This is a genomic window from Frankia sp. CcI49, from assembly GCF_001983215.1.
Classification (GTDB): domain Bacteria; phylum Actinomycetota; class Actinomycetes; order Frankiales; family Frankiaceae; genus Parafrankia; species Parafrankia irregularis.
In genome coordinates this window covers 1-15,840 of sequence record NZ_MOWP01000010.1, presented here as the reverse complement: position 1 = coordinate 15,840, position 15,840 = coordinate 1, and the positions used below count along the sequence as shown (strand labels likewise).

The following is a 15,840-nucleotide window of genomic DNA, read 5'->3' as shown; positions in this document are numbered from 1 at the left end:
CACTATCTTTGTGGAGGTGGATCGGTGGACTACGAGCTGATTGATGCCGACGGCCACTACTACGAGCCGGATGACTGCTTCTCCCGACACATCGAGTCCCGTTGGAAGAACGAGACCGTGCGGGTGGAACGCGGCACGGACGGTCTCGGCCGGGTCTTCATCGGCGACCGCCGCACCTTCATGAGCGTCATGCCCGGTGACTACGCCTCCGCGCCAGGAGCGCTGCAGGGGCTGTTCGTCGGTGAGGTCGCCGACGGCTTCACCCACCGGGAGGTCCTCAACGCCAAGGACCACCCCGCCTTCATCGAGCGGCCCGCCCGGCTGCGCCTGATGGACGACCAGGGCGTCGAGGCGAGCATCATGCTGCCGACGCTCGGCGTGGCCGTCGAGCAGGACATGGTGGATGACATCGAGCTCACCTACGCGAGCCTGCGGGCGTTCAACCGCTGGCTGGAGGAGGACTGGGGCTACGCGGCGGAGAACCGGATCTTCGCCGTGCCGATGCTCTCCCTGCTCGACCTCGACCACTGCCTGGTCGAGCTACGCCGGGTGCTCGACGCCGGGGCCCGCCTGGTGCACCTGCGCCCTGGCCCGGTCGGGGGGCGCTCCCCCGCCGACCCGGTGTTCGACCCGTTCTGGGCGACGGTCGCCGAGGCCGGTGTCGGGGTCGTCTTCCACGTCTCCAACAGTGGCTACAACCTGGCCTACGGGAGCCTCTGGTCTGAGGACGCGGGCAACCCGTCCCACCGCCAGTCGCCGCTGCAGTGGGCGCTGTGCAACACCGAGCGGCCGATCGTCGACACCCTGACCGCCCTGACCCTGCACAATCTCTTCGGCCGCCACCCCGGCGTGAAGATCGTCTCGATCGAGAACGGCAGCAACTGGGTCCGGCACCTGCTCAAGACCGTCGACAAGGCCGCGGCCCTGGGCCGGCGCGGCCCGATGATCGGCGGCCCGCTCAGCGCCCGCCCGAGCGAGATGCTCACCGAGCACCTGTGGGTCTGCCCGTTCCCGGAGGACGACGTCCACGACCTGATCGACATCCTCGGCCCGGACCAGGTCCTCTTCGGCTCGGACTACCCGCACCCCGAAGGCCTGCGCCAGCCGGTCGACTACGTGGAGCGCCTGGACACCTGCGAGCCGGCGGTGGCCCGCAAGATCCTGCGCGGCAACACCGCGGAGCTGCTGCGCATCCCCGACACCGGCTCGGACCAGCCCCGCCCGGCGCAGACCGCACAGGCCTGACCCGCAGGCCTGAGCGCGCCGCCGCCAGCGGGCTTCCTACCGAGGTTTCTCGTTGCCACCAAGCAAGAAGTGAGGATTTTGGCGGTTGGAACAGCCAAAATCCTCACTTCTTGTCGATCGTCAGGCGACCCCGCGCCCAGTTTGCCGTTATTGGGGTGAATTGCTGGCTGTGCGGCGGGTGGGCACGGACCACCAGACCGGCGGACGTCAGTCGGGATAGACCGGAAGGCCGTCGCAGTGCCAGCCGGCGTGTTCTTCCCCTGAATGGTCCCCGGCATTGTAGGCCACGTTCCGGCTGGACAGCTCACGCCAGCCGGAATCCGTCCATCCGTACAGCGTGTTGATTTCGTTGTAGGCCTCGGGGCGGGCCGGGTCATCATTTCGCTCCGAGGCACTCGCCAACAGCGTCACGGTCTCGCCCTGCTTTCCGCAGGCGTAACCGATCCAGCCGCTGTTGGCACTGTCGACCGCCCACCCGCTCTCCGGCTCCGGTCGCTCTCCCGGCGGATCGGACCGCACGAGCCGACCGTCTCGGTGGCTCAACACCGTGAACCACTCGGTGTGCGCTCCATGATCGGTCAGCAGTACGATCTCCGCGCCTGGCACGCCGTCCACCTGCGCGGTTCCGTACCAGGGCTCGTCCGGACCGGTGGCAGGCCCGTCGAACCGGAACTCGCCGACCGAGCCCCCGGCCGGCAGGACCCGCAGCAGCCAGCGCTGCGGGGCGACCTGGACGAGCCCGATGTCGTCGGCGGTCCCGTCCGCATCAACGTCGGCCGTGCCGACACGGGTGCAGGCGGAAACACCGTCGCAGGCGTTCCCAGCGTGCCGGACGCCGCCCTTGCCGCCACCGTCATCGCAGGCCGCGGCCGAGATCGACAGAATCACCAGAATCGGAAGAATCGGCAGAACTCGCTGCGGGAGACGCAGCCAGGAAAACGGGTAGCGGCTTTTTCGCATGGCCCGGGAGAACCCCTCGGAAATCAGATGGTTTCGACCTTGATCAGCATTTCCGTTCAGGACGCTACCGCACGGCTCCAGGCTGGGTCAGCCCCGAGGATGAATCCGCATCCTGAAATCGCTGTCGGTGGCGCGACACGCCCATCCAGAGCGACCGCGGCGTCCGAAAAAGATACGCCGGCTGTCTTTTGAATGACACGAAAAGAACCCCCGGGCATGCTTCCACCGCCGGACCGGTGTTTCCGTGGGGCGGTTCCGCGGAACCGCCCCACGCCCCGCGGTCCCGCTCAGGCGGCCGGCACAGGCATGGCCGCGTGGACCGGCACCGATGTCCCGTTCTCGTCGACGAAGCCGACATAGCAGCTCGTCCGGCGGGTACCCGCGCGCCAGCTCTCCGGATCGATGGGGTTCCACTGCGGCGTCAGCGACGCGGAATCGAAGCGGTCCGTCCGCAGGTAGGGCGCGGCGAGATCGGCGCATAGCTGGCTCGCCTGCTCGTCGAGCCAGCTGTCGGACGGCGGGCCGTCTCCAGGYGGTGTCCCCGGTACCGTGACGGCACCGATGCTCTGCAGGTTGTGGGGGGCAGCACAGGACGTCTCGGTCAGGTGGCCCGCGTCGTCGCTGAAGCAGGTTCCAACAGCGGGCACCCAGCCCTCGAACGGCATGAAGGCCGTCAAAGAATCCGTCTCAGTCCCGCTCGCCACGATCCCACAGGTGACCGACCGGTCGCCCTGCTCCCACCCCACACTATCCGGATAAACCGCGCCGGCGCCGAAGCGCCCGTACGGGTCGAGTGGATAACCAAGATATTCGTCCATCATCTGCGAGCAGTACCGGGCGATGATATCGGGCCACTCCTCGGGCCTGGGATAGAAAGCCGAGCTCGAATACTCCTTGTCGAGATCCGTGTCGTCGACCGCCTCGAAAAGGTGGCGATCCTCGCAGGGGACGTCCTTCACATCCGACTTGCTGATTTCCTGCCGCCAGGTGTAGCAGTGCCCGGTCGCATAGATGTACTGCTCGAGATCGACGGTCCGGTCCGCGCCGGCGGTGCCGGGCGACGATGGGAGCGGCGTCCCGTCCGTCGCGGCACGGGAGTCGCCGGCGCGGGACTCCACCGCCGCGCAGCCGACCGCGCCGACGAGCACGACATTGATCGCAATGGTCACCACGGGGCCACGCCAGCCCCGCCACGTTCTGTTGACACGATCTCGGTCGATGGACATGACAGGTTCCGCTCCCTGGGCACGAGGATCAGTACGCGCCGCGACGGTTCGAGTCGCCGACCCGGGTCCTGGTGAATCTGCCGGGTCTCGCCTCGCCCCTACCACCAACGGCTCCCACCACCGGCAGCGCAGCCGACCATCTTAGGACAAGCTGCGAACAAGTTCGCATCGGGCTGCCCCCAGGCCGGCAGCGCGCCGAGCCAACAGCAGCACCCGTCCGCACCGCACCGCACCGCACCGCACCGCGAAATGTAACCGCACCTGGTTACATTTCGCGCCGGACGCGACGCCGTGACCTCCGCACGCAACGCCCGGCTCGTCGCCATCTGCCAGCACGTGCGATCACCAGAGACCGGGGCTCGGGTGATCGAGGCCCTCGCCAGCGGAATACCCACCGTGACCGAAGCCCTCGCCGGCCGGGGGATGCCTCCTGCGCACTACGTCGACAGCGGCATCCGGTTCACCGTGGTCCTCCACCAACACGCACCCGCACCCGCACCCACCGGACGTACGGCTGCCAAGGCATTTCTGGGTACCACGGAACATCGCGTTCACCAGGCGCTGACCCAGAACGGAAGGACGGTCCGCGAGCTCGCCGAAGAACTCGCGCTTTCCGCCCCGAGTATCCGCAAGGCACTACGTGGCCTCCGCGACCGCGGACTCGCCACCCAGAGCGGCGGCCGAGGAAGAATCACTCCTTACCAAAGAAAAGAATCCGCGGCCGGGCCCGGCGGGCCGCGGTAACCGGCCGACGCACCGGAATTCTGCCCACGGCGGTCGGCCGGCGGTGCTCAGACGTTGGCCGTGCCTGCCCCGGCGGCGGGGTTCGCCGGGTCGAGCCGGCCAGTGGTTTCCACTGGGCGCCCGGCGCCATCCACCAGGCCGACCAGGCAGGTGGCGGTGCGGGTGCCCGCGCGCCAGCTCTCGGGATGGATCCGGTGCCAGCTGACCTCGACGACCACACCGCCGTTGCCGCGGCTGTCGCCGTGGTCCAGGTAGGGCGCGAACCTCGGCGAGCAGGCGGCGTCGGTGAGCTCGTCGATGCGCTCGACCGAGGGCGGTGCGCCGTCGGCGCTGTCGGGCAGGACGGCCGTTCCGACGCTCTCGAAGTGATGAGGCCCCTCACATGGGACCACGTCGTCCTGCTGGTCGGCGACCTCTCTGAAGCAGGTACCCGCCGGAAAGGTCTGCGCCTGGTCCGCTCCCCGGACACCGCCGGAAAACGTGTAAAGGAACCACGGCCGAGCCGGATCGACCTCGCCCTTGACAGCCAGCCCGCAGACGACCTCTCGGTGACCATCGCCCCACTCCGGTCGCGGGGGATGAATCGAGCTCGCCGTGTACCGCCCGAACGGGTCCAGCGAATAGCCCAGGTAGGTCGTGACCATAGGGCCACAGTGACGATCGGCGATGTCGTTCCACTCCGACGGGTAAGGGGCGTCGTCAGGGTAGGCGGGGCTCAGGTCGAGCCTCCCAACCGCCTCGAACAGGTGCGGGCCGGCACACGGGACGTCTTTCACCGAGGTGTCACCCGACGCCTGTGACCAGCGGTAGCAATGCCCTGACTCCCACGTCCATCGGCGTAGCTCCGGGAAGTTCTCGTCCGAGGCATCGGCCGTTTCCCCGGCAGCCGGCCCCGTAGGACCGGCCGACGGGCCTGGCGCGGCGGCGGGCACCGTCGTGCGCGGCACGTCGTCGAACTCTGACCGGACGAACGCCACCAGGGTGCTGACCAGGAGGGTCAGGCTGATCGCGGCAAGGATGACCCGGCCGCGAGTCCATCCACCGCGGGGCGGGCGCGGTGGGCGCCCCGCGGAGCCGGCCCAACGCGCCCGCCTGCCGCGGGCGCGCCGCGGCTTCGCCAGCAGCGGCGACCGTTCGTCCTCGGCTGCTCCGAAGCGGGCGATCGCATCCCGGGTGCGCGCCGGTGCCTCGTATCGGGTCGCCGCGGCGACGAACGCGTCGTCGAGGACCAGCCCGGCGAACGGGTCCGGTTCCGCGGCAGCATCGGCGGGCATGTGCGGGCTCCTCGGGTCAGGGAATCATCGGCTGGCCGCGGTCAGGCGGCCAGCACCATGAATCAACTGAAACCCAATGCGCTGATCTGGCTACCGTCGGCTGCGCAGCAGGCCATAGCAGGACAGAACGCAAAGAAGATCGCAATCGCCGCCACCGGGGTCCGGCGCGTGCGGCACGCGCAGTCGTCAGGCGGCTCGTGCGGTGGTCAGGCGGCTCGTGCGGTGGTCAGGCGGCTCGTGCGGTGGTCAGGCGGTGCGGGCGCGCAGGAGGCGGCCGGGGGCCGCGTCGGGGAGGTCCTTGCCGGCGGTGCGGGTCGCGACGCCGTTCACCCAGACGTACTCGATGCCGGTGCTGCGCACCACCAGACGGTCCGCGCCGCCCGGCTGGTCACGGACCCGCTCGACCGGGGTCGTGCCCACCGTCGCCGGGTCGAAGGCGACCAGGTCGGCGTGGAAGCCCTCCTGCACCAGGCCGCGCTCGGCGACGCGGAAGGCCTGTGCCGGCTGACCGGTGAGCCGCCACACCGCGTCCTCGAGCGACAGCACGCCGCGCTCGCGGACCCAGTGGCCGAGCAGATGGGTCGAGTAGCAGGCGTCGCAGAGCTGGCTGGCGTGGGCACCGGCGTCCGACAGCCCGAGCAGCGTGCGCCGGTCGGCGAGCAGGTCGCCGACCTCGGCGTCGCCGTCGTTGTCGAGCACCACCCGGAAGCGGGTCAGCTCGGTGTCGCCCAGCGCCAGGTCGAGCATCAGGTCGAACGGGGTGGTGCCCCGCTCGGCGGCCAGCCGGTCGAGCGGGATGCCGACGGCGTCGTGGTGCGCGCCGGTCTCCTCGACGTCGATCTTGGGCCAGCGGTGGCTCCACGCGGCCAGCGTCGCCGGGCGGGCCCGGTCGCGCCAGGTCTGGTCCCGGTACAGGTCGGCGCGTTCGGCCCGCGGCCGGGCCAGTACTTCCTTCCACTCGTCGATCTCGGCGAGCGGCACCGGATCATCCATCGTGATCTGCATGACGATCGGGCGGCAGGCGATCTGCGGGTAGACCTCGCCGGGCAGCGCCGCGCCGCGCTCGACGGTGCGCAGCGCCGCACCCGGCTTGTCCGCCCGGGCGACCAGCGCCGTCCAGGTCACCGGCACGTTGTAGCGGGTCGCGAGCTCGGAGAACTGGTCGACGAACAGGCCGGGGCCGATGGAGACCTGCACGACGCCCCGGCCGAGCTCGCCGAGCACCGAGACCAGCTCGTAGACCTCGCTGACCTCGGCGAACCGGCTGGGCACCGGACGCCCGTAGGCACCCTGGTGGGCGGGCTGGCGGGAGGTGGAGAACCCCAGCGCACCCGCGTCGAGCGCCTCACGGACGATCTCGCGCATCCGCCCGATCTCCTCGGGCGTGGCCACCCGCTCCTCGCCACCGGTGACGAACGCGCGCAGCGGCGAGTGCCCGAGGAAGGCACCGACGTTGAGGCGCTTGGGCCGGGCGTCGAGCGCGGCGAGGTACTCGGGGAAGGTCTCGAAGCACCAGTCGATGCCGGAGTCGAGCGCGTCCAGGGACATCCCCTCGACGTTCTCCAGGATGCGCATGATCGTGTCGCGGTGCTCGGGGCGGGTCGGGGCCACCCCGAAGCCACAGTTCCCCATGATCACGCTGGTGACGCCGTGCCAGCTCGACGGGGTGAGGTCACCGTCCCAGAGGATCTGCGCGTCGTAGTGCGTGTGGACGTCGATGAACCCCGGGGCGAGGGTGAGCCCGCCCAGGTCGACGATCTCCGTCTCGGCGGCTGGGGTCAGCTCGCCGGGTGCGGCGACGGCGACCACACGGCCGCCGCTGACCGCGACCTCGGCGGGGCGGGCGGGAGCCCCCGTTCCGTCGATCAACGAGGCCTGACGCAGCAGGAGGTCCATCGAGACTCCGATCGGTCACCAGCGAGCAACGATCCTCACGAAGATAGCAAATGCTCACTTAGTTTTCGAGCGACCCGGCAAGGCGCAGCGCGCGCCCGACCCACGCACGCCTGGCGCCGGGGGCGGCCCGCCGGATGTCATCCCGACCGGACGACCCACGAACCGGACGACGCGGCAGGGGCAGGGGCAGGGGCAGGGGCAGGGGCAGGGGCAGGGGCAGGGGCAGGGGCAGGGGCAGGGGCAGGGTGACATTAGTGTCAGAGGTCGGGATCAGGCCACCGTCGGGCAATCCCGCGAGACCGCGACCACCGACGCGGAGCAGTCACCCGGCCCCGCCCCGGACCGCCCGCTCCCGATCCAAGCCCGGCCCACGTCGTGTCTCGTTGCCACCAGCCACGCCGAACGAGTGCGACCGGCGGTCCACCCAGCAGCTTTCCCGCCTCCTACCAGGGCGTTCAGGGTGCCATTGGCCCGCTGGGCGGGTTCCCCATCCCCTGCCTCGCCGCGGGCCGCGTACAGCGGTGGCGGCGACTAAAGGCGTCCTTGTGGCCTCTTGCCTTCAGGGACTTGCGGAACCCGCGCCGCTCGCAACGTCAACAGGCGTTCCGTAGGAGGTCACAGGGAGCCCTCTAGTTCCGCGAACACGACAGCGGAACCCGCCACGAAAACCAGACAGCAGTGTCAGATCACCAGATCTCGCACCCGGGCTGGGAGGCGGACGGCCTCACCCGATGCCGTCCGACTCCCAACCCGGCCTCCCAGCCCTGCTTCCGGACCCGGCCGCAGGCGAACCGGAAGCGCCTGAATCACTGGGATCCGCCGTCGCCCTCGCCACCACCGGCGGTGGCGGCCGGAACAGCGCCGCGGGCGGCCTCGAGCTCGCCTCGCAGCCCGGCGACCTCGTCACGCCATCTCGCCACGGCGGCTTCCTTGATCTCCCCGTAGCCCTTCACCGCCTGCGGGGAGCGGGCGGCCCGCAGCAGCGCCTCGTACGGCACCGCGGGCCCCGGTTCGARCAGCTCGGTCATGAGCCGTTCGAACTCCTCGATCACGGCGCGCTCGGTCCGCCGGTCGGCGAGCAGGCCGAACGGATCGAAGGGCGTCCCGCGCAGCGGCTTCATCGCGCGCAGCAGGCGGAACGCGGCGGCGTAGGGCCGGCCCGCCGGGAGCTTCTTCGACATGCCCAGCGCGCGCAGCACCGGCGGGTGAAGGTGGTAGGTCACCTGGTACGGGCCGTCGATGCCCAGCTCACTCGCGACCTGGTCATAGTCGACCTTCAGGTGCAGCCGAGCGACCTCGTACTCGTCCTTGTAGGTCAGCAGCTTGAACCAGGCCTCGGCCACGGCGCGGGTGAGCTCCCACCCGTGCTCGGCTCCGTCGCGGGCCGCCGCCTTCTCGACCAGCCCCACGAAGCGGCGTGCCAGCCCGGGACCCGAGTAGTCGATCACCTGCGCGGTCCGGCGGACAAGTAGATCGCGCAGATCAGGCAGCTCACGCAACGCGCTCGGCAGGGCCGAACCGTCGACCAGTGGCGCGGCCCGGTCGAGCGCCACCGGCGATGGATCGTGCAACGCCGGGCCGCTCGCCGAAACCCTTCCCACCGCCGCGGAGCCGCCCGCCGCAGAGCCGCCCGCCGGGGAACCGCCTGCCGCGGAACCACCCGCCGACGGGTCCGCGGGGCCCGCTGCCAGGCAGGCCTCGACCGCGGCGGGATCGTGGGCAGCCCACCGGCCCCACTCGAACGCCTCGCGGTTCGCGGCGGCGGCCCGGCCCTGACGGCGCAGCGCGGCCTCGAGGTCGTCCAGGGTCAGCGGCAGCCCGCCGAGCTGGAACGCCGCCCCGAGCAGGACGACGTTGCCGAGGAGCTGGTCGGCGAAGACCCGCTCGGCGATCCGCCGCCCATCCACGAACGCCGTGCGCTCGGTGCCGAGCCGGCCTTCGACCGCTCGGCGCAGGTCGTCGGGATCGGGCGCGGCGGCGTTGCCCTGGAGCATGGCGGTGGTCGGGGTGAGCTCCGCCTCGACCACCGCGATGGTGTGCCCGGGCCTGGTCCGGCCCAGGTTGGAGGCGGTCGCGGCCTGCAGGATGTCTCCGGAGAGATACAGGTCCGCGCCGCCGGACCCGACAGTGGCGGACCCGATCTCGGCCCGGGACGTCGCGAGGTTCAGGTGCGAGACGACCGCACCCGCCTTCTGCGACAGCCCGGTCTGGTCGACGCCACCGACGACGAGGCCGGCCTTTTCGGCCGCCGCGGCGATGATCCGGCTCGCGGTGACGATGCCCGTCCCGCCGATGCCGGTGAGGTAGATGCCGTACTGGCCGTCGACGCGCGGGGCGTCCGGCACCGGCAGGGTGCCCGCCGGGAGCGCGGGCCGGGCGTCCCGGCCACGCCGGCGCCGGCCGCCCGCCGAACCGGCACCGGCACCCGAACCGGCACCACTCCCCGCCGCCGCACCCCTCCCCTGCTCGGGGATGTCCGCCTTCGGCGCGCGCCGCACGGACCGCACGGACCGCGCCGGCCGCAGGCGCGACCGGCGCTTCGGACGCACCGTGACGAATGACGGGCAGTCGCCGTCCAGGCAGGTGTAGTCGCGGTTGCAGGACAGGTCGTCGATGCGCCGCTTGATCCCGAGCTCGGTCTCGACGGGCAGCACCGACAGGCAGTTGCTCTTGGTGCCGCAGTCGCCGCAGCCCTCGCAGACGGCCTCGTTGATGACGACCCGCCGGGGCGGTTCGGGCAGCTCACCGCGCTTGCGCAGCCGCCGCGCCTCCGCCGCGCAGCGCTGGTCGTAAATGATCACCGTCACGCCGGTGACCTCGCGCAGCTCCTCCTGGACCTGCGGCAGCGCATCGCGCCCGCGTACCTGGACGCCCCGCGCCCAGCGGGCCCGGCGCCCGTACCGCTTCGGGTCCTCCGCGCAGACGACGATCCGCCGCACGCCCTCGGCTTCCAGCGCCCGGGTCATCGCCGGGACGTCCATCAGGCCGGTGACGTCCTGACCACCGGTCATGGCCACGGCGGCGTTGTAGAGGATCTTGAAGGTGATGTCGGCGCCGGCCGCCACGCTCGCCCGGATGGCCAGCGTCCCGGAGTGGCTCAGCGTGCCGTCGCCGAGGTTCTGGATGAGGTGCGGCTCGCCGACGAACGGGGACAGCCCGATCCACGGGACGCCCTCGGACCCCATCGGCGTCGGCGGCATGCTGGTCATGCCCTTGTTGCGGCTCTCGAAGTACATGATCCCGTGGCAGCCGACGCCACCGCCGACGAGCGCGCCGTCCGGGAAGACGGTGGAGCGGTTGTGCGGGCACCCGCTGCAGAACCCGGGCGACCGCGAGGGCAGGTCGATCAGCGGCAGCGGCACCGGCACCCGCCGTGGCTGCGCGGCACCCGCGGACGCGGCGGCGGCCCCGGAAGCACCGGCGGAAGCGCCCGCGGGCACGGCCAGCTCCGGGCGCACCCGGGTGAGCGCCTTCGCGATCACCGCCGGGTCCAGCTCGCCGACGCTGGAGAGCAGCGTGCCACCGCCGACGGCCCGCTTCCCGTGGATCGGCGTCAGGACACCCGCCTCGTGCAGGACCGAGCGCAGGTGGGTCTCGACGAACGGCCGCTTCTCCTCGACGACGACGATCTCGTCGACGGACCGGGCGAACTCGGTGACGGTGCTCTCCACCAGGGGATACATCATCCCGAGCTTGAGCACCCGCACGCCCGCGGCGGCGAGGTCGCCGGGACGCACACCGAGATCGGTGAGCGCCTGGACGACGTCGAAGTACGTCTTGCCACCGCAGACGATGCCCAGCGGCGCGCCCGGGGCGGCGCCGACGACCCGGTCGAGGCCGTTACGGCGGGCGTAGGCGGCGGCGGCGCGCAGCCGGTGGTCGACGACGAGCGCCTCCTGGCCGGGTACCGCGTGCGGGCCGATCGTCACCTGCGGCCGGTGCCGCCACGCTACGCCGTCGACGAGCACGTCGGCGTCCGGCGGCTCCACCGGGTCGTGCCGGTCCAGGTCGAGGTCGACATTGCCGATCCCGTCCGCCACCGCGGTGACGATCTTCATCCCGACCCAGGAGCCGCAGTAGCGCGACAGCCGGTAGGCGTGGACGCCGAGGTCGAGGACCTCCTGCTGGTCACCGGGGTACAGCACCGGCACGCAGGCGTCCTCGAAGGTGAACAGGCTTTCGCAGGGCAGCGTGGACGACTTGGCTGTCGGGTCGTCACCGCAGAACATCACGACGCCGCCGCCGGGGCCGGAGCCCATCGCGTTGGCGTGCTTGAGGACGTCGCCGCAGCGGTCCAGACCGGGCGTCTTGCCGTACCAGGCCCCGACGACCCCGTCGACCTCGGTGTAGCCGCTGACCGCGCCCATCTGGCTGCCCCACACCACCGCGGCGGCGAGCTCCTCGTTGAGACCGGGGCGGTGCACGATCCGGTGCTCGCCGAGCGTGGCGCCGAGGCGGTCCAGCGTCAGGTCGAACGTGCCCAGCGGGGAGCCCGGGTAGCCGGAGACCATCGTCGCGGTCGTCAGTCCGTCCCGGGCGTCGACCTGCTCGCGGACCACCAGCAGCCGGGCGAGGGTCTCGACACCCGACAGCAGCTTCGCCGCCGCCCGGGCGGGGCGCGTCGCGGCCGCTTCCGTCCCCACCACCGTGGTCATGGGTAGAGCCTCGGGTTGACGTAGGCGAACTCGCCGCCCTTGAGCACCGCGCGACGGCGGCCCGGGTCCTGCAGGACGGTGATGTCGGTGGTCGGGTCGCCGTCGACGATCAGCAGGTCGGCGAGCGCGCCGGGACGGATCTGGCCGACGTCGAGGCCGACGAGCGGGCCCAGGTCGCGGGTGGCGGTGTTGATCGCCTCGACCGGGCTCATACCGACCAGCTCGACGTAGCGCTCCAGCTCGGCGGCGTAGGTGCCGTGCCGGGTCCACTGGTGGCCGAAGTCGCCGCCGGCGACGATGCGGATGCCCTCGTCGCGCAGCAGGCGCAGGCCCTCGACCTGGGCGTGGAACTCCTTCTCGTACCCGGCGCGCTCGATCTTGTCCGGGGTGACGCCCCACGGCTCGGCGTGGCCGCTGACCATCGCGTAGAGGTAGTGCAGGCCGGGGCACACCCAGACGTCGTCGCGCCGGGCCCGCAGCTCGCGCAGCGCGGCCTCGTCGAGGAAACAGGCGTGGTGGATGAGCCGCACCCCGGTGCGGGCGGCCATCGCGACGCTGGCGGAGCCGCGGGCGTGAACGGAGATGAACGCCCCGTGCCGGTCGGCCTCGTCGACGGCCGCGGCCAGCATCTCGTCGTTCATGTAGAGGTCGTCGGAGGGGTACTCGGGGACGATCCCGTCACCGGAGATGAACAGCTTCAGCACCCGTACGCCGGTGTCGCACTGCCGGGCGACGGCCTCGCGCAGGTCACGGGCGTCGGTGACGACGGTGGTCATCCCGGTGTCGGCGCTGATCGCGCCCGCCTCGGTGATCATCGTGCCGCTGGGGAGGATGCGCGGGCCCGGTAAGTAGCCGCGGTCGATCGCGTCCCGGGTGCGGATGTCGTCGAAGGGCTGGGAGACCCCGGCGCCGATGACGAGGGTGTAGCCGCTCTCCAGGTAGGTGCGGGCCACCGCGGCGACGTCGAGGGCGTGCGGCGCCGCGGGGGCGTTCGCCACCGAGACATGGTCGAAGACGAAGTCGAGTGGCCAGCTCAGGTGCACATGGGCGTCCCCGAGCCCCGGCAGGACGGCCGCGCCCCGGACGTCGACGACCCGCACCGCGTGCTCGTCCACCGCCAGCCGCCCGGCGCTGACCTCGGCGACGCGGTCACCGTCGAGCAGAATGTCGCCGTCGGCGATCACTCCCGCCGGCTGTTCCGAGCAGGTCACTATCCGGGCGTTCCTGATCAGCGTGCGCTCGGTCATGGTCGCGTTCCCCTCCCGACACGTCGACGACAGGTCTCACCCGCCGCCACCCGCCCAACCCCAGCTCGCCCAACTCCAGCTCGGCCGAGCCCCGGCTCCGCCCGCCGCCAGCTCCGCCAGACGTCAGCTCCACCCGACGTCAGACGATCACGGTTCGGATGCCTTCGGCGCGGTTGAGCAGGGCGATCCCGTCGTTGATCTCGTCCAGGCTGATCTTGTTCGAGACCATCGAGCTGAGGTCCAGCCGCCCGCTCTCGGCCAGCCTGATGAATCGGGGCATGTCTCTGAGAATCTGCGCGCCCCCCACCACGGAGCCAGCGATGCGCTTGCCGGAGAAGATCGCGGAGATCGCCGGCAGGGTCAGCGTCGCGTCCTTCGCGGGCATGCCGACCAGGGTCACCGCACCCTCGGCCCGGGCCATGTTGAAGGCCTGCACCATCAGCGCGGGCAGGCCGACGACCTCGAAGCTGTAGTCGACACCGCGGCCCGCGGTAAGGTCGCGAACCTGCGCGACCGGGTCGCCCTCGGCCGGGTCGATCACGTGGGTCGCGCCGGCGATCAGGCTCGTCTCGCGCCGCCCCGCCGACAGGTCGATGGCGATGATGGTGGCCGCGCCGGCGATCCGCGCGCCCTGGATGACGGACTGCCCGACACCACCGCAGCCGATCACCGCGACGGACGAGCCGGGGGTGACCCCGGCCGTGATGAGCGCGGCACCGAGCCCGGTGGTCACTCCGCAGCCGATCAGCGCGAGGTGCTCGTCCGGCAGGTCGGTCTGGACCGCGATCACCGACGCCTCGTCGACCACCATCGCCTCGGCGAACGTCCCGCAGCCGCACACCGCCGGCGCCTGGCGGCCGTCGGGGAGCGTGAAACGCGGTTTCGCCTTGACGGGACCACCCAGCTCACAGTGGTTCGACATGCCGTTGATGCACCACCAGCACGAACCGCAGGCCGGCGAGACGGAGGCGAGCACCCGGTCGCCCACCCGGACCCGGCGGACCTCCGCGCCGACCTCCTCGACCACGCCGCAGGCCTCGTGACCCGGCACGGTCGGCAGCGGCAGCGGCGAGAGACCGTTGATGACGGTCAGGTCGGTGTGGCAGATGCCGCTCGCCCTGATCCGGACCAGCACATCCCGCGGGCCGACCGCGGGCTGCGGCACATCCTCCAGGACCAGCGGCTTCTCGGCTTCGTAGGCGACGGCGACCCGCACGGACGATCCTCCTATCGGCACGGACGGGCGGCGGCACGGGGAGACACGTGCGCCGGGTCCGCGCAACAGCCCCGACGATATTTCAGTAACCGCTCACTCCGCAAGACCTACGACATTTGCCGTAAGTATGTGAGCACTCTGTTATCATTCGGCCTGACAACGGTGCCGACGATGGTGAGGTCCTCGTGGGGTCCCTGGATGGCCGCATAGCAATCATCACCGGCGCCAGCCGCGGCATCGGCGCGAACATCGCCGAGCGCCTCGCCGGCGAGGGGGCGGCCGTTGCACTGGTCGCACGCACGGTCGACGCGGGGTCCGCGCCGCTGCCCGGCTCGATCACCGAGACGGTCGAGCGAATCCGGGCCGGCGGCGGCGAGGCCGTCGCGATCCGGGCCGACCTCACCGACCCGGCCGACGTCGAGACGGTCATCGAGCGGGCCGAGGCGGCCCTCGGGCCGGTCGACATCCTGGTCAACAACGCGGGGGTCAACTTCTACGGGCCCGCGCTCGACATCAGCCCGCGGCGCTACGCGCTGATGTTCCAGATGATGGTGCACGCCCCCTTCCGGCTCTGCCAGCTCGCCGTCCCCGGCATGGTCAGCCGCGGCCGGGGCTGGATCGTGAACATCACCTCGAAGCAGGCCCGGCACCCGGCCGGCCCGCCTTACCCGGACTGGTCGCGCGACGGCTGCGTCCCCTACGGCATGTGCAAGGCGGCGCTCGACCGGCTCTCCACCGGCCTCGCCGCGGAGCTCGAGGGCACCGGGGTCGCCGTCAACGCCCTCGGCACGGCAGGCCTGGTCATGACCCCGGGCGTCGCCGTCGTCTCCCCGCACACGCCGGACAATGTCCCCGTCGAGCCGGACAGCGCGATGGCCGACGCGGCCCTGCGGCTGTGCGGCGTCGACCCGGCGACCGCGACCGGAAAGATCGTCTACAGCATGCACTACCTCGACCAGCCCTTCCAGGAAGGCCCCTGGGCGCTCGCCGAGACCTTCTGAGGCTCACAGAACACAAAGCGCGAAGCTGAGGCGGCCGCCCTCGTTCAGATCGGGGGCGACCGCCTCGCGCTCGGGTTCGGCCGTTGCCGCCAGGCAAGCCCACAGAGGTGGTTGGCGGCAGAGAATGCCGCTAGGCCGGGTCGAGCGTCGCCAGCAGCAGGGCGGTGTCCTGCTGGAAGACCCTGATCTCGCGGATCACGCCCGCCCGCACCCGGATCAGCTCGACGACGTCGACCGTCGCCGCGCGGCCGGTGGACGTCGCCGTCCAGGTCTGGGTCGTGAGCTGGACGACCAGCTCACCTGCGTCTCCGGCGTCCCCCGACTCCCCGGACCCGCCGGCATCGCCGGACCCGCCGGCATCGCCGGACCCGCCGGC

10 protein-coding genes and 1 pseudogene are annotated in these 15,840 nt (G+C 71.5%); 3 read left to right on the top strand and 8 right to left on the bottom strand.

The window, feature by feature from the left end; translation table 11 throughout:
- Nucleotides 1-24 precede the first annotated feature (24 nt).
- Nucleotides 25-1,245 (top strand): amidohydrolase family protein, encoded by a 1,221-nt coding sequence (locus tag CcI49_RS10345; protein WP_054570921.1) that lies wholly within the window; start codon nt 25-27, stop codon nt 1,243-1,245.
- A gap of 207 nt (nt 1,246-1,452) precedes the next feature.
- Here the strand turns inward: CcI49_RS10345 and CcI49_RS10340 are convergent, their stop codons facing one another.
- Together CcI49_RS10340 and CcI49_RS10335 are read right to left on the bottom strand one after the other, a co-directional pair.
- Nucleotides 1,453-2,205, bottom strand: coding sequence for a hypothetical protein (locus tag CcI49_RS10340; protein ID WP_054570920.1), 753 nt, complete (start codon nt 2,203-2,205; stop codon nt 1,453-1,455).
- A 287-nt stretch (nt 2,206-2,492) separates the two neighbouring features.
- A complete protein-coding gene (locus CcI49_RS10335; protein ID WP_158230742.1) occupies nt 2,493-3,377 on the bottom strand; it encodes a septum formation family protein in 885 nt (294 codons plus the stop codon).
- Nucleotides 3,378-3,722: 345 nt separating this feature from the next.
- Between CcI49_RS10335 and CcI49_RS10330 the strand changes: the two genes are divergently transcribed.
- On the top strand, nt 3,723-4,175 hold the full coding sequence (locus CcI49_RS10330; RefSeq protein WP_241839985.1) for an ATP-binding protein: 453 nt from the start codon (nt 3,723-3,725) through the stop codon (nt 4,173-4,175).
- A gap of 47 nt (nt 4,176-4,222) precedes the next feature.
- Here CcI49_RS10330 and CcI49_RS10325 read toward each other — a convergent pair whose 3' ends face one another.
- The 5 genes from CcI49_RS10325 to CcI49_RS10305 form a co-directional block, all read right to left on the bottom strand.
- Entirely contained in the window at nt 4,223-5,449 is a 1,227-nt protein-coding gene (locus CcI49_RS10325; protein WP_054570918.1) for a septum formation family protein, read from the bottom strand.
- Nucleotides 5,450-5,695: 246 nt separating this feature from the next.
- The gene (locus tag CcI49_RS10320) at nt 5,696-7,345 is read right to left on the bottom strand and encodes an amidohydrolase family protein (protein WP_076825994.1); all 1,650 of its coding nucleotides are present in this window, start codon (nt 7,343-7,345) and stop codon (nt 5,696-5,698) included.
- Nucleotides 7,346-8,151: 806 nt separating this feature from the next.
- Nucleotides 8,152-12,000 (bottom strand): indolepyruvate ferredoxin oxidoreductase family protein, encoded by a 3,849-nt coding sequence (locus CcI49_RS10315; RefSeq protein WP_076825992.1) that lies wholly within the window; start codon nt 11,998-12,000, stop codon nt 8,152-8,154.
- Entirely contained in the window at nt 11,997-13,247 is a 1,251-nt protein-coding gene (locus tag CcI49_RS10310; RefSeq protein ID WP_076825990.1) for an amidohydrolase family protein, read from the bottom strand. The genes CcI49_RS10315 and CcI49_RS10310 overlap by 4 nt, the downstream gene beginning before the upstream one ends.
- Nucleotides 13,248-13,386: 139 nt before the next feature.
- Complete coding sequence (locus tag CcI49_RS10305; protein ID WP_054570914.1) at nt 13,387-14,463, bottom strand: Zn-dependent alcohol dehydrogenase; 1,077 nt, start codon at nt 14,461-14,463, stop codon at nt 13,387-13,389.
- 185 nt (nt 14,464-14,648) lie between these two features.
- On the opposite strand from CcI49_RS10305, the gene CcI49_RS10300 reads away from it, so the two are divergent.
- Nucleotides 14,649-15,464: an SDR family NAD(P)-dependent oxidoreductase gene (locus tag CcI49_RS10300; protein WP_054570913.1), complete on the top strand. Its 816-nt coding sequence runs from the start codon at nt 14,649-14,651 to the stop codon at nt 15,462-15,464.
- Between the two features lie 130 nt (nt 15,465-15,594).
- Here the strand turns inward: CcI49_RS10300 and CcI49_RS10295 are convergent.
- Nucleotides 15,595-15,840 (bottom strand): annotated as a pseudogene (locus CcI49_RS10295) (hypothetical protein); the annotation flags it as partial.